This is a genomic window from Vibrio splendidus (genome assembly GCF_024347615.1).
GTDB lineage: Bacteria > Pseudomonadota > Gammaproteobacteria > Enterobacterales > Vibrionaceae > Vibrio > Vibrio splendidus.
Genome location: NZ_AP025509.1, coordinates 321,216 through 336,163 on the forward strand (window position 1 = coordinate 321,216; position 14,948 = coordinate 336,163).

Annotated in this window: 16 protein-coding genes; 5 read left to right on the plus strand and 11 right to left on the minus strand. The window is 43.7% G+C overall.

From position 1 onward, the window contains the following. The first annotated feature begins 13 nt into the window (after positions 1-13). The 3 genes from OCU90_RS18835 to OCU90_RS18845 all read left to right on the plus strand — a co-directional run bounded on the left by OCU90_RS18835 (position 14) and on the right by OCU90_RS18845 (position 3,413). Complete coding sequence (locus tag OCU90_RS18835) at positions 14-1,303, plus strand: ATP-binding protein (protein ID WP_061025691.1); 1,290 nt, start codon at positions 14-16, stop codon at positions 1,301-1,303. A 79-nt stretch (positions 1,304-1,382) separates the two neighbouring features. Beyond that, the gene (locus OCU90_RS18840) at positions 1,383-1,931 is read left to right on the plus strand and encodes an RNA-binding S4 domain-containing protein (protein ID WP_009844928.1); all 549 of its coding nucleotides are present in this window, start codon (positions 1,383-1,385) and stop codon (positions 1,929-1,931) included. A 159-nt stretch (positions 1,932-2,090) separates the two neighbouring features. Beyond that, positions 2,091-3,413, plus strand: coding sequence for an IS4-like element ISVbsp1 family transposase (locus OCU90_RS18845; protein WP_009845967.1), 1,323 nt, complete (start codon positions 2,091-2,093; stop codon positions 3,411-3,413). Positions 3,414-3,478: 65 nt separating this feature from the next. On the opposite strand, the gene OCU90_RS18850 is transcribed toward OCU90_RS18845, so the two are convergent. Further along, the gene (locus OCU90_RS18850) at positions 3,479-4,360 is read right to left on the minus strand and encodes a LysR family transcriptional regulator (RefSeq protein ID WP_061023081.1); all 882 of its coding nucleotides are present in this window, start codon (positions 4,358-4,360) and stop codon (positions 3,479-3,481) included. Positions 4,361-4,465: 105 nt separating this feature from the next. Between OCU90_RS18850 and OCU90_RS18855 the strand changes: the two genes are divergently transcribed. Continuing rightward, positions 4,466-5,428 carry a nitrilase family protein gene (locus OCU90_RS18855; protein ID WP_061023079.1) on the plus strand — a complete coding sequence of 321 codons (963 nt, stop codon included), beginning with the start codon at positions 4,466-4,468 and terminating at the stop codon, positions 5,426-5,428. Between the two features lie 193 nt (positions 5,429-5,621). Here the strand turns inward: OCU90_RS18855 and OCU90_RS18860 are convergent, their stop codons facing one another. The 10 genes from OCU90_RS18860 to OCU90_RS18905 form a co-directional block, all read right to left on the minus strand. Then, positions 5,622-6,065: a F0F1 ATP synthase subunit epsilon gene (locus OCU90_RS18860; protein WP_004730391.1), complete on the minus strand. Its 444-nt coding sequence runs from the start codon at positions 6,063-6,065 to the stop codon at positions 5,622-5,624. Positions 6,066-6,079: 14 nt separating this feature from the next. Then, on the minus strand, positions 6,080-7,465 hold the full coding sequence (atpD, locus tag OCU90_RS18865; protein WP_004730394.1) for a F0F1 ATP synthase subunit beta: 1,386 nt from the start codon (positions 7,463-7,465) through the stop codon (positions 6,080-6,082). A 44-nt stretch (positions 7,466-7,509) separates the two neighbouring features. After that, the gene (gene atpG, locus OCU90_RS18870; RefSeq protein ID WP_009844931.1) at positions 7,510-8,379 is read right to left on the minus strand and encodes a F0F1 ATP synthase subunit gamma; all 870 of its coding nucleotides are present in this window, start codon (positions 8,377-8,379) and stop codon (positions 7,510-7,512) included. A 47-nt stretch (positions 8,380-8,426) separates the two neighbouring features. Beyond that, positions 8,427-9,968 (minus strand): F0F1 ATP synthase subunit alpha, encoded by a 1,542-nt coding sequence (gene atpA, locus OCU90_RS18875; RefSeq protein WP_009844932.1) that lies wholly within the window; start codon positions 9,966-9,968, stop codon positions 8,427-8,429. Between the two features lie 9 nt (positions 9,969-9,977). Next, complete coding sequence (locus OCU90_RS18880; RefSeq protein WP_004730398.1) at positions 9,978-10,529, minus strand: F0F1 ATP synthase subunit delta; 552 nt, start codon at positions 10,527-10,529, stop codon at positions 9,978-9,980. Between the two features lie 11 nt (positions 10,530-10,540). After that, entirely contained in the window at positions 10,541-11,011 is a 471-nt protein-coding gene (locus OCU90_RS18885) for a F0F1 ATP synthase subunit B (protein WP_004730401.1), read from the minus strand. Between the two features lie 54 nt (positions 11,012-11,065). Beyond that, entirely contained in the window at positions 11,066-11,302 is a 237-nt protein-coding gene (gene atpE, locus OCU90_RS18890; RefSeq protein WP_004730405.1) for a F0F1 ATP synthase subunit C, read from the minus strand. Between the two features lie 46 nt (positions 11,303-11,348). Then, the gene (gene atpB, locus OCU90_RS18895) at positions 11,349-12,119 is read right to left on the minus strand and encodes a F0F1 ATP synthase subunit A (RefSeq protein ID WP_061023077.1); all 771 of its coding nucleotides are present in this window, start codon (positions 12,117-12,119) and stop codon (positions 11,349-11,351) included. 1 nt (position 12,120) lies between these two features. Continuing rightward, positions 12,121-12,522: a hypothetical protein gene (locus OCU90_RS18900; RefSeq protein ID WP_004730409.1), complete on the minus strand. Its 402-nt coding sequence runs from the start codon at positions 12,520-12,522 to the stop codon at positions 12,121-12,123. Positions 12,523-13,418: 896 nt separating this feature from the next. Beyond that, a complete protein-coding gene (locus OCU90_RS18905) occupies positions 13,419-14,300 on the minus strand; it encodes a LysR family transcriptional regulator (RefSeq protein WP_004730410.1) in 882 nt (293 codons plus the stop codon). Between the two features lie 157 nt (positions 14,301-14,457). Between OCU90_RS18905 and OCU90_RS18910 the strand changes: the two genes are divergently transcribed. Next, on the plus strand, positions 14,458-14,856 hold the full coding sequence (locus OCU90_RS18910) for a RidA family protein (protein WP_004730412.1): 399 nt from the start codon (positions 14,458-14,460) through the stop codon (positions 14,854-14,856). Positions 14,857-14,948: the final 92 nt, after the last annotated feature.

Consider the following 14,948-nt stretch of genomic DNA (forward strand, 5'->3'; position numbering starts at 1 on the left):
GCTGATAAATAACATGCGACGTATCTATTTTGAATATCTAGCGGGACTGACTGTTATCTTCTTAGTGAGTATATATTCCTATGCTTTTATTGTTTACAAGTTAAGCACTGACTACGAATACATATTACGAGACCATGAAGCAGAAGCTTATCAAGAATTGATTGATGTGGTTTACCGCGAAAAAGGTTTGCTTGAAACGCAGAATCTATTAAAAAGTTTTGCAAATAAGACTCGGCAAAACCTGCGAATCATCCCATTTGATAACGCTCCAGAATTAGTGAGAAAAGCGTTTCAGCAACAAGGCCGAAATGTCTACTACCATGACGAATACTTCCTTTGGTTGAGGTTGGTTGGAAGTGATGAGTTATATGAGTTATCTAAGAACAAAGATTCTTATCTGAGGAAGCAAATCAAGTTTGAAAACCGGCTTATTTGGGTTTTTGCCATAACTGGTTTTGCGTTTAGTGGCCTGTTTTTAGTTTGGAGAATAAAGCGCCGATTAAACAACCTTGAAATGGCGACAGTAGCTTTTTCTCATGGTGAACTATTAGAGCGAGCATCTGAGAAGAACAGCATAAAATTGGGGACGTTGAACCGCAGCTTTAATGTCATGGCAGACAAGATAAGAGATTTAATCAATAGTAATAAGTCTTTGACCAACGCGGTAGCACATGAACTAAGAACCCCTATATTCCGGATTCAATGGCAAGCTGAGTTGTTGAGTGATTTGGAGCCAACGAAGCAGCAGTCTAAGGCTATAGCTCGTATTCTTGCGGATACTGAAGAAATGGAAGATATGGTCGATGAGTTGTTGTATTACGCCCGCTTGGAAAGGGGAGGTTTTGAGTTACTTAAGCAACCTATTGATGCTAATGAATGGCTAAACGAGCGTTTTAGTATCTGGGAGAAAGAGACAACCCTCGATCTCATTAAGGTGCCATTAAAAATTCCAGCCTCTTTTTATGTCGATCTAAAATTATTCAATAGGGCGGTGGATAACATCGTAAGGAATGCGTTTAAGTTTGCTGATACTAAGATCGTTATTGAGTTATGGTATACCGATAATGAATTTGTTATTGAGGTTCATGATGACGGCAAAGGCGTTGAAGCGGAGCATTGGCCTTTTTTGTTTGATCCTTTTTACAGCGCTAATGCAGCGAGGAACAAGGGGAAAACGGGCCATGGTTTAGGGTTAGCTATTGTTAAACAGGTGTGTGACCGTCACCAAGCACATGTCACTGTTGGTGAAAGTTACTTGGATGGTGCTTGTTTTGCCTTGTCGTTTCCTCGGCTTGAGCTATAAATTCAACATGGTCATTTTGTTGTTTTAAGATTACACTGCGCCCAATATTCCAGAAGTACATATTTAGGTAGAGGTCACCATGGACCAAGAACATTACGAAGACGCTGATTACGAAGGCCAAGAGCTGGGCGAAGAAGGCGAAGAGATTGAAATTGAAGCAATTGGTATTGATGTTTCATCACAGCCAATCGAGCTCTACAAAGTGTTTAAAATTGCTAACCTAGTGAGTGGTGGCGGTGAAGCTAAGCACATCATCTCTGAAGGCTACGTAGCGGTAAATGGTGAGCTAGAAACGCGCAAGCGTCGTAAAATGTACGATGGCGACTTCTTTGAATTCAACCAAGAATACTATGTAGTGGTGTGTGATCAGCCAGTACAAGAAGAGTCAGAAAAGCCGAAAAAGAAAGAAGCGCCTAAAAAAGATAACAAGGCGAAGAAAGGTCAGTCTAAAAAGGATTCTAAGAAGAAAGAATCTAAGAAAAGCAAAGCAGAAATGCTAAGCGCAACGGCTGAACCAAAGAAAGAGAAAAAAGAGAAGAAGAAAGAAAACAAACCGAAAAAGAAAGCGGATACGCCAAAGCCAACACGTGACGACAAAAGCGGCCGTAACTCGATTGAATTCTTCTAAAGTTATTACTTTGAAACGTAAGCACCGTTAGACCCAGGTTTTACGTTAAACAGATATCAAAAGGCTCACTATTTAGTGTAATGCCGATCGTTTAAGAAGACTTGAACGATCTTGCAGTTAGCAGATAATCCCCATCAACAACGTTGATGGGGATTTTTTATGCTTGAACAAGAATTAGCAATGGCACACGAGACCATTGAAGATGCCGACAATTATGAATCTGTCGTCGACGCCATTCAGATTGAGTGGATAGAACAAGCTCTTCTTGAAACCAATAAAGCGAGCATAAGACGACGTCGGCTTCCCGCTCAGCAAGCTGTCTGGTTAGTTATTTGGATGGGGCTGCAACGCAACATGTCTATCAAAGAGGTATGCAGTTCATTAGACATTGCGCTTCAGCCTAAACCTGAAGATAGCTGGTCTCGTGTTGCACCTAGTGTCCTAACTGATTCACGCCGACGTCTAGATGAGAGTCCATTAGCGGCTCTGTTTCACACAACGGTAAAGGCTTGGAACGGAGATATCCTTCAACAAGATAAAGACTTGGAGCTTAATGTTCTTGCTGTGGATGGAACAACATTTAGGTGCCAAGATTCCCCAGAGAACGCTGAAGAATTTGGGTTCATCTCTAAAAAATTGAAACCTTACCCTCAACTTCGTTTAGTCGCTTTGATGTCAACAGAAACTCGAATGATTATGGGGGCGGCTTTTGATGGCTGTCATGTCGGTGAAACGACCTTAGCTAAGCGTCTATTCAATGATATCCCCGCACATTCATTGACCTTATTTGATCGTTGTTATTTCTCGGCAGACCTCTTGTTGTCGTGGCAAGAGAGTGCGGAAAATGCTCACTGGTTAATGCCTGCAAAACGTAAGCTACGCTATGAAGTGTTGGAGAAATATGCGGAGAACGACATGCTCATCTCAATGCCCATCTCTCCTCAAGCTCAACGGCAGAATCCGAATTTACCCGCACGTTGGGAAGCTAGATTAGTCCTATATCAAGAGCCAAAAGGCGAGATAAAAGGTTTTATTACTTCACTTACAGACCCTAGTAGATACTCGCTAGAAAGCCTGCTGCGTATTTATTGGCAACGCTGGGAGATAGAAGAAGGTTATGGTGAAATTAAACAGACTCAACTGCAAAGTCACGTCACTTTACGAAGTCGTTTTTCTGCCGGTGTGAAGCAAGAGCTTTGGGGCGTATTACTTGCCTATAACTTAGTGCGATTAGAGATGGTTAAGATAGCTTCAGAAGCCGGGGTTCGAGCGACTAGGGTCAGTTTTACCGCCGCAATTAACCTTATTGATGCGCAATTACGTTGGTTAGCTTTAAGTCCAGACGGAACTCTACCTGTAAAACTGAAAAGGATGAGAGACAGTTTAAGTCACTTCATTCTTCCAGATAAAAGAAAGGACCGAACGTTTCCACGTTCAGTCCTCTTTGTCCCAGCCAAATATCCGTTCAGGTTCAAGCAATAATGCTTATCCGAACGGCATTACACTATTTAGTGAGCCTTTTTTGTAGGTGTAAATTAGGTCCTGACCTAATTTTGTTTTTGATGAGCCACAAACTCTACAAACTTATCCCTAAGTGGGTTTTCACTCTCTCCATTCCATATCAACCCGACTGGCCAAGTGGCGTGTTCACCTTCTAACGCAATGAATTCCACATCGGTGTTACTAATGTACTGCGCGCTGTTTGGCACAATAGTGAAACCGATATTGGCCGAAACTAACGCCAGCAGGGTAAGAATGTCGTCGGCTTCTTGTGTCTTTGATAAGTCGATTTTATTGGAAAGACAATATTGCTGAATCTGTCTGTCTAGTCCGGGGCCACGGTGTTGAGCGAGCTTTAGGTAAGGCCATTTCGATAACTCAGAGATGAAGTGATTTTTGCTTGGCGCTTGCTTGAGAAGATCTTTGTGTATCGCGACCACAAGCGAATCATTGAACAGTGTTAGGCTTTCTAAATCCGATGATTCTGGTATCCGATTGAAGCTGATATCGAGATCATGGCTCAACAACTCATCCGTCTGCTGCTTAGAAGGTGTGTCATTTAAGGTGATGTGAACATTTGGCTGCTGTTGTTTATACGCAGCAATTAGTTTAGGTGCTTCATGATAAGTGGAAACACCAAAGCCAATGTTCAAATGCCCCTGAGTCCCTTTTACTACCGAACCTGAAAGCTGCTCAAACGCCTGCATTGAATGAACCAAACGTTGGGCTTCCGGCAGCAACGTTTTTCCTGCGTGCGTCAGCTCTGCGCCATTTCTACCACGAGAAAACAGAGACGCCCCAATGTTGGATTCAAGTCGTTGAATCTTTTTAGTGAGAGCTGACTGAGTGATGTAGAGCTGCTCTGACGCCAAACGGTAATTGCCCGATTTAGCGAGCTGACAAAATGCCTTCAGTAGATCAAATTCCATTCCAAATGCTCATTGAATTGAGAATATGTTTCATTATATGGAATTGAATTGATTTTTTATACTGAGTTCATACCAATCAGATAAAGCAAAGCTTGAGGACGAATAATGAAGAAAGACATCAAAGTAGCGTCGGTTCAATTCAACCACCATGCGGGTGACAAGGCGTATAACCTATCTGTGATAGAACAATATGTTCGACAAGCTTCGGAGAGTGGCGTGGAGATCATCAGCTTTCCGGAGATGTGCATCACTGGCTACTGGCATGTGTCTGCTTTGTCGCGAGATGAAATCGAAGCGTTAGCGGAACCTGTACCGAGCGGTGAATCCACTCAAAAGTTAGTTTCACTGGCAACGCGATTTGGCATGAGCGTTGGCGCAGGCTTGATAGAGCAGGGTACTGATGGCGAGTTATACAACACTTACGTATTTGCCATGCCAAATGGAGAAGTTCAGAAACACCGTAAACTGCATACCTTTGTTAGCCCATATATGAGCAGTGGCGATCAATACACGGTGTTCGATACGCCGCATGGCTGCAAAGTCGGTATCTTGATTTGTTGGGATAACAACTTGGTTGAGAATGTTCGAATTACTGCATTGAAAGGCGCCGATATTTTGATTGCACCACACCAGACAGGCGGTTGTCAGTCACGTAGCCCCAATGCGATGAAGCGCATTGACCCTGAGTTATGGTTTAACCGAGATGAAAACCCAGATGCGATTCGTGCAGAAATGCAGGGCAAGAATGGCCGCGAGTGGCTAATGCGTTGGCTGCCTGCAAGAGCGCACGACAACGGTATGTTCGTGGTGTTTAGTAATGGTGTCGGCGTTGATATGGATGAGGTAAGAACAGGCAATGCGATGATCCTCAGCCCTTATGGTGAAATCATCACAGAGACTCACAGCGTAGATAACGATATGGTGATTGCAGAGCTAAAAGCAGAAGAGTTAGATATGTGTACGGGCAGGCGCTGGATTCGTGGCCGTAAGCCAGAGCTCTATCATTCACTCACACAGCCTCTTGGTCATGAGCTTGATCCGCACCAAGCGCGTTTTGCAGAGAAGTGATTTTTAATATGCGGGTGGATAATACGGGTGGATAAGGTGAAAGCAGGGAAGAGTTTGAGTCGATAACATCTGATGTAGTCTACCCACTTAAACCGTTTTTAAGTGGGTAGACTATTTACATATCAGCAGTTAATTACACAGATGACGAATCCAGCAGAGTACGCAATGAGGCCTATCTTTTGGTGTCTAGTGTCTAGTGTCTAGTGCGAGAAGACGTCAGTTCTGATGCTCGAAGCTGAGCAACGGCTTTTGCTAGTTCAAGCTGAGCTTGTGCAAAGTTGATGTCTACATTGCCCTTATTGATATTTTCTAGAGCTGCATATTTCGCTTCTTCTGCGCGAGCGCGGTCAATATCTTGGCCGTGCAAGGCAGTATCGGCTAACACCGTTACCACATCCGGCTGAACTTCCAGCATTCCGCCAGAGACATAAAGCACTTGCCCTTCTGATTTAGGATCTGTGACAAACACTGTTACGCCCGGCTTGATCTTACTGAGAAGCGGGGAGTGACCGGGGCGAATCCCCAGCTCACCATCAGCGCCAGAAACGGCTAGGGCATACGCTGGACCTGAAAACAGCGTACCTTCCGCACTTACAATATTAAGTTGAAATGTATTATCTGTAATTCCGATAGCCATGGTGCACCTGCCTCTTAGAGTGATTTTGCTTTGTTAAGCACTTCGTCGATAGAACCACAGTACAAGAATGCCTGCTCTGGGATATCGTCATATTCGCCGCCTAACAGGCCTTTAAAGCCTCTTAGTGTTTCGCTTAGCGGTACAAATACACCTTTCTGACCGGTAAACACTTCGGCTACGTGATAAGGCTGAGTTAAGAAACGTTCAATCTTACGAGCGCGAGATACCGTCTGTTTATCTTCAGTTGAAAGCTCATCCATACCAAGAATCGCGATGATGTCTTTTAGCTCTTTGTAGCGTTGCAGCGTTGTTTGGACTTTTTGTGCAATGTCGTAGTGCTCTTGACCAACCACAAGCGGGTCCAATTGGCGAGATGTTGAATCCAATGGGTCGATTGCAGGGTAGAGGCCCAATGCCGCGATATTACGAGACAGTACAACGGTCGCATCTAAGTGAGCAAAGGTTGTTGCTGGTGATGGATCGGTCAAGTCATCCGCAGGTACGTATACCGCTTGGATAGACGTGATAGAGCCTTGTCTAGTCGAGGTGATACGCTCTTGAAGCACACCCATCTCTTCAGCGAGTGTTGGTTGGTAACCTACTGCAGAAGGCATACGACCTAACAGCGCTGACACCTCAGTCCCTGCAAGCGTGTAACGGTAAATGTTATCAATGAACAACAGTACGTCACGACCTTCATCACGGAAGCGCTCAGCCATAGTCAGGCCTGTAAGTGCAACACGTAGACGGTTTCCCGGTGGCTCGTTCATTTGGCCGTAAACCATGGCCACTTTGTCTAGTACACCGGCTTCTTTCATCTCGTAGTAGAAGTCGTTACCTTCACGAGTACGCTCACCAACACCGGTAAATACAGAGAGACCTGAGTGGGCTTTTGCGATGTTGTTGATAAGCTCCATCATGTTGACAGTCTTACCTACGCCAGCACCACCGAACAGACCAATTTTACCGCCCTTAGCGAACGGACAGATAAGGTCGATAACCTTAACGCCGGTCTCAAGAAGTTCAGTGCTGTTTGCTTGTTCTTCATAAGAGGGTGCTTCACGGTGAATTTCGTAGCTTTCTTTTTGACCGATTTCACCGCATTCATCGATAGGCTGGCCAAGAACGTTCATGATACGGCCTAAGGTTTCTTCGCCCACAGGAACAGTGATTGGAGAACCGGTGTTTTCAACAGTTAGGCCTCGGCGCAAGCCATCTGACGTACCCATTGCAATACAACGAACGATACTGCCACCCAGTTGTTGCTGAACTTCCAATACGAGAGAGCTTGCTTCCTCGCTAGTCACTTTCAATGCATCATAAACGCGTGGGCTGTTGCCGCCGCTGAACTCGACGTCTACCACCGCGCCGATAACTTTAACTATTTTTCCAACACTCATCTCTAAATCCTCAAATTCTATTCTTAACCCACTCTTTTCTGCCCTTAGACAGCTTGAGCACCTGAGACTATTTCACTCAGTTCTTGGGTAATGGCAGCCTGTCGCGCTTTGTTGTATACCAACTGCAAATCATCGATGAGTTGGCCTGCGTTATCGGTCGCCGCTTTCATGGCCACCATTCGGGCTGCCTGCTCACAGGCAATGCTCTCTACGATGCCTTGATACACTTGCGATTCAATGTATCGATGTAACAGCTCAGAGAGGATGTCTCTTGGTGCTTGTTCATAGATGTAGTCCCAACGACGTGCTTTTTTCGCGCCTCCATCGGCTTCAGAATCTGAAGGGTGGGGCAGCAACTGCAAGGTCGTTGGTTCTTGAACCATGGTGTTGATGAACTGGTTATAAACGAGATACAAGCTGTCGATTTTTTCGTCGTCGTAATGCCCTAGCATCGCGTTAACCGTACCTAAAATGTCTTCTAATTTAGGCGCGTCACCAAGGCCTGACGTTTGCGCGATAACATTGCCGCTGCGTTGGAAGAACGAGATAGCCTTAGATCCCACTAAGGTTGTTTCTACCTCGACTCCCTTGGTGCGCCATTGCTCCATTTCTTCTAACACTTTCTTGAACAAGTTCGAGTTCAAGCCACCACATAAGCCCCGGTCGGACGAAATAATGATGTAAGCAACGCGTTTTGGTTCACGCTGTTGAAGGTAGGGATGCTGGTATTCCAGCGACCCTGATGCGACATGAGAGATAACTTTGCGCATGTTCTCTGCATATGGACGTGTTAGCGTCATATTGTCTTGAACCTTACGCATCTTACTTGCCGCAACCATCTCCATTGCACTGGTGATTTTCTGAGTGTTACTAACACTGCCTATCTTGGTGCGAATTTCTTTAGTATTTGCCATTATCTGCTCCTAATTTGTTTTGATTTCCAGCCAACAAACCGGAGCGTTTACCAAGCTTTCAACGCTACAAAGTCACCGAGAAGCTTTGCAAGAGCGCCATCAATTTCATCGTTGTAGTCACCATTAGCGTTGATGGTGTCGAACAACTCTGGGTTTTGACCTTTCGCGTAAGCAATCAATTCTTCTTCAAAACGTGCAATTTTGTTCAACTCTACGTCAGCCAAATAGCCTTTTTCTGCTGCGTAGATAACCGTTGCTTGCTCAGCGACAGACATCGGAGAGTATTGCTTTTGCTTCATCAATTCGGTTACACGCTCACCATGGTCAAGCTGCTTACGCGTCATGTCATCTAAGTCAGAAGAGAACTGAGCAAATGCGGCTAATTCGCGGTATTGAGCTAATGATGTACGGATACCACCAGACAGTTTCTTGATGATCTTGCACTGCGCCGCGCCGCCCACACGAGATACCGAGATACCAGGGTCAACAGCAGGACGTAGGCCTGAGTTGAACAGTTGGGTTTGTAGGAAAACCTGACCATCAGTAATTGAGATTACGTTGGTTGGTACAAACGCAGATACGTCACCCGCTTGAGTTTCAATGATAGGAAGCGCTGTCAGTGAGCCTGTTTGGCCTTTCACTTCACCGTTCGTGAACTTCTCTACGTATTCCGCATTCACTCTTGCAGCACGTTCTAGTAGACGAGAGTGGAGGTAGAATACGTCGCCAGGGAAGGCTTCACGACCCGGTGGGCGTTTCAATAGCAATGAGATTTGACGGTAAGCGACGGCTTGCTTTGATAGGTCATCATAGATGATCAGTGCATCTTCACCACGGTCACGGAAGTATTCACCCATGGTGCAGCCCGCATAGGGTGCTAGGTATTGAAGCGCTGCTGATTCTGATGCTGATGCAACAACAACGATGGTATTTTTAAGCGCATCGTGGTCTTCGAGTTTACGAACAACGTTTGCGATAGTGGAGGCTTTCTGGCCAATCGCCACGTACACACATTTGATGCCAGAATCTTTTTGATTGATGATTGCATCGATGGCTAGCGCCGTTTTACCTGTCTGACGGTCACCGATGATAAGTTCGCGTTGACCTCGACCGATAGGCACCATGGTGTCAACGGCTTTATAACCGGTTTGAATTGGCTGATCGACGGACTTACGCTCGATTACGCCGGGAGCAATCACTTCAACTGGGTCGAGTCGGTCACAACTCACTGGGCCTTTGCCATCGATTGGCTCGCCTAATGTGTTTACTACACGGCCAAGAAGTCCGTTACCGACGGGTACTTCCAAGATACGGCCAGTACCTTTCACTTTCATACCTTCAGAGAGGTCAGTGTAGGGGCCCATAACTACGGCACCGACTGAGTGCGTGTCAAGGTTAAGAGCAAGAGCGTATTTGCCACCTGGAAGCTCGATCATCTCACCCTGCATGACATCCGCAAGGCCATTAATAGTAATGATGCCATCACGAACCGAGACTATGGTGCCTTCGTTGCGAGCTTCGGTGCTCACATTAAACTTCGAGATGCGATCTTTGATTAGATCGCTGATTTCATTTGAATTTAATTGCATAATTGTTACCTATCTCGCGTGAAGTTGATGGGCTAATCGGCTAATTGATGTGTTCAAAGAACCATCGATGACGGTTTCACCCGCCTTGATTACGATCCCGCCAACCAGCGAGTCATCAATAACCTGTTCCATTTCAACCTGACGCTCTAATTTCTTCTCAAGTGCAGCAGTGAGTGATGTAACTTGATCTTGTGTAAGCAATTCTGAACTGGTGACAGTGACAGGGATTACACGTTCATGTTCGTCCTTTAGGTCGCTGAACAAGTTAAACAAGTCTCTGATCACTGCAAGACGGCCATTCTCAGCCAAGACTTTAATGAGATTAATGACGTGGTCATCAACGAGTCCTTGGCAAACGTGAATGATGAGATTGACCAGTTCTTCAGATTGCTGTGTGTGAACACCTTCTGCTGATGAAATCTGTTTAGCGATCGTTTCTTCTTCCGCTACTGTCACAAGAATGGACAGCATTGAGTGCCACTCTTGTAACTTGTTTTCACCTAAAGCAAAGTCGAACGATGCTTTAGCGTAGGGATGAGCAATATTGGTGTAATCTGACATATTGCCTCCGTTTAGAGTTCGCTTATCATTTGATCAACTAACGCTCGGTTCGTTTCAGAATCTAGGTTTTTGCTAATCAATTTCTGTGCACTTTGAATAACAGCATCTGCCATATCCGCCTGAAGTTCACGGCGTAACTTTTGACGTTCGCCTTCTAGCTCAGCTCTACCTTGTTCTAAGATGCGTGCCTTTTCTTGCTCACCTTCTTGGTGAGCTAAGGTGATGATTTCGTTGCGGCGTTTTTTGCCTTGCTCAATCAGTTCGGTCACATTTTTTTTCGCATCTGCGACGAGTTGTGCGCCATTTGATTTTGCTAGTTCTAGCTCTTTCGCTGCATTCTCTGAGTGGCGTAAACCATCAGCGATTTCTTTTTGGCGCTCGTCTAACATCGCGGTGAGAGGGGGCCATACATATTTCATGCATAGCCAAACAAAAATCACGAATGAGATTGCTTGACCAAACATGCTGGCATTTAAGTTCATACCTTCCTCACTAAATCTTGATTATTTACAAATCGATCTTTTCAAAGCTTTTAATTAAGCCACGGCAAAGATGATGTATAGACCGATACCAACACCGATCATCGGTACAGCATCCACAAGGCCCATCATGATGAAGAATTGAGTACGAAGCATTGGAGTAAGGTCTGGTTGACGAGCAACACCTTCAAGATATTTACCCGCTAAGTTACCAATACCAGATGCTGCACCTGCTGCACCTAAACCGATCAGTAATGCACCTGCTACATATAAAACTGCGCTTACGATATCCATTTGTATCTCCGATAAATAATGTGTTAGTTAATTTTTTAGTTATTAATTAGTGGTGTTCTTCTGTTGCCATTGCTAAGTAAACAACGGTCAGTACCATAAATATAAATGCTTGTAAGAATACGATTAATATGTGGAATAAGGCCCATGGAACACTTAGTGCCCATTGCATCCACCAAGGCATTAGTGCGATAAGGATGAATATCATCTCGCCTGCATACATATTTCCGAATAATCGTAAGCCTAGTGATATTGGCTTTGAAATTAATGTTATTAATTCAAGAACAAAGTTAACAGGATATAAAAGAGGGTTATCAAATGGCTGAGTAGTTAGCTCTTTGATAAAGCCTTTCAAACCTTTATTTTTAAACGTATAAGTTAACAATAAAATAAACACACCGAGTGCCATCGACATTGGGATATTTACATCCGCTGTCGGTAGATCTCTAAAGTGTTCTAAACCCATTACACGAGTTAACCCTGGTATTAAATCTATAGGCAATAGGTCGACTGCATTCATTAACAACACCCAAACAAAAGTGGTTAATGCCAGTGGCCCTATTAATCTATCCTCCGCTTGAAAAATCTCTTTGACTAGGTTGTTAACGAAATCAAAGATAAGCTCGATAAAACATTGAAAACGACCTGGAACACCGCTAGTGCCCTTGGTTACTACATATCGAAAAGCTCCAATAAACAGTAAACCCGTGATCCAAGATACCAACATTGAGTCAATGTTGAACGCCCAGAAACCATCACCTGTAGTTAAGAAGGTTAAGTGATGCTCTATGTATTCGTGAGCGGTAGTGACTTGCTCCATACTACACGTACTCCGATCTTGTAGAGGCAGTAATAAATGGTGTTAAGAAGTACCCAATCATTGTGAAAATATACGCGTATAATATTACTGGGTTATCCAATTTAAAAAACTGGAATGCCAGGATAAACATTAAGAACGTATAGGTTATTTTCACGACACGACTCATTTGCATTAAGTCACGTAAACTATAATTAGGATTCTTGTGCACCTTAAGGCTTGCATATATAAAACCAAACAGCGGTGGTAACATCGCGATTACGACACCCAAAGCTGAAGACTCCATATCTACTTTATTACCAAAAAACACTTCATATAAAACTACACCGACGGCTAATACTATTTGGCAGAGAACAACTCTTTTAGCAGCAACAAGGATGTCGCTACTTATCCCATTAAGCCTCATAATAAAACCTTATATTTAACAGTGTAAGTCAATATAAAACACAGTTTGAATATGTTTTGTTACTAGCACTTACTTGTTAATAGCAATTTGACTTGTTAATAAACCTTTACTTGTTAACAAAGAAATAATCTTTCTGGCTTTATATCTCCTGACGAAATTAAACGTTAAAAACTAACTCGCTATCGTTTCGACAAAATATAAACTACGCCTAAAATTATGTGATCAAAACGACAAATATCGGCATCAATAATTCCATTTTTGAAATGAGTGTTTTTCATTTATGAAAGTAATAGTTCTATTATTAAATCCATGAATATTTAAAATGCTTTGTTTATAGTGAGAAAAGGGAGGTTTTACCCAGAAAATTAGAGAGAAAAAATATTAAGATATGACGTTATCAATTAAGCATATTCAATGACTTAGAGTCTTTTCTAAATGTGATTACGGGTTGGTATTCGAAGCGGGGTATAACCAAGATTTTGTTGATATTGAAAGGTTTCGTTTGTGTAGTGAAATAGCAGTATGGTACTCCTTATCATTAAGCTGATTTTTTTTAATATCGTTATCATATTTTCATTATTGATGTATTGGAACGCGAATCAACACGCCCAGCACCGGGTTCAAGATGAAAGTTTGATGAATAATTCAGCGTCCAACCGCTGATGCAACAAGATCTAGGGTCAATGATGAGGGCGAGAAAACATACATACAGATGGAAAGTACGGGTTAATTGACTCAAAAATAGAGGTATCGCTGAGGTTGGGTCGAATTATTATCGGACGAATTCGCAGAGCATCGACCCAGAAGTAACAGTTTCAATACAGAAATAATCGGAATCTAAAGATGTTTGTCGTATCAATAGGCCTATAGGAAGCGCCTTCATTCATGTTTTTCTATTACTCTTCATAGCTTAGGTATTGAATACACAAGTCATGAAAGGCTTGTGCTTGTGGCGAGATCGTACGGTCAGCCAATCTGAAAATACCGATCTGACGCTGTAAGGGCGGGTCAATCAATGGGATCCACACCAAACGGGTTTCATTGGTCGGGAAAGCCAACTTAGGTAGCGTGGTCACGCCTATCCCGAGTTCTAACACCGAAAACAACGAAGTGATGTTCTCTACCGAATAAAGAGCCTGTTCGCTGAGCATTCGTGCGGGTGTTGGGTCAAGTAGGGTACAAGTACCGTTGCGAATGAAGGGTTGTTTTAACAAAGTTTGCCATTCTATTCCCTCTCGTTGAGAGGCGATGGGGTTGTCTTTGAGGCAGACCACACCAATAGGGTCAGAGAGCAAAGGCGTGAAATCGATGCTCTCTTCTTCTAAATGGGAGCTATTTCCGAGGGCAACATCCACCTCTCCAGAGAGTAATCTCGCTTCCACACCTGCCGCATTATCGTCAATTAAGCTGACCTCAACATTGGGGTACTTTTCGCAAAAAGCCCCTAAAACACTAGGGATTAGTTTTGCGGCCACTGAAGGGACACTCGCTATTCGAACTCGCCCTTGTTGGCCAGCTGCTGCAGCACGGAGGTCGTTATCTAATGCCTTGTAAACATTTAAGAATTGAATGATTTTCGGTAAACATATTTCGCCAAAAGGTGTCAGCGTCGATTTGTTGCCCGTTTCAAACAGTGGTTGGCCGAGAATTTTTTCTAGCTCTTTTATTGATGTTGAAAGTGCCGCTTGCGAGCGATTTGCTCGGTGAGATGCCGCTCTAAATCCGCCTTCTTCGACCACTAAAACAAAATGTTTTAACTGTTGTAGCTTAATACTCATGACAGGAATCCTTCTCTAGGCCTTGCTATACCTTACTTTTTTAAAGGTGATAGATTTTATTTATCAAATGCACAAAATTTACCGTTAGATTTATCAGCCGTCAAGGTGCAGTATTTAACCATCTTGAAACATAGTTGTTACAAAGTTGGATGGAATCGTGAACGCACAAACTAAAAAACACCCAGTAAAAACCGAGCTTTTCGCTTCAAAAGCACCACTAGAGTGGGCAATCGTTAATAACGGCACTCTATACACAGCGCAGATTCCAATTGATGAAACTGGCGCAGTAGTAGAAGGCGGTATCGAAGCGCAAACGCGTCAGACTTTTAACAACCTTGTTCATACGTTGGAGTGTGCAGGCGAATCTATGGATTCAGTGCTGCAAGTTCTGATTTACGTGACAGACCGTGAATATCTAAAAACGGTCAACAGCGTATACGGAGAATACTTCAATGCACCTTATCCAAACCGTGCTGCGGTCGTCGTTGCAGGGTTAGCAAGAGAAGAAATGTTGGTTGAGTTCGTGGTTTACGCATCAGCCTCTCAACCTGAATAAAGATACTGTGAACTGAGGCAATTTGCGGATCAAAGCTATTTGTCTGTAAAGATCTTTATTGATACAAGCGTCTTGGTTCAGTTTTAGATACA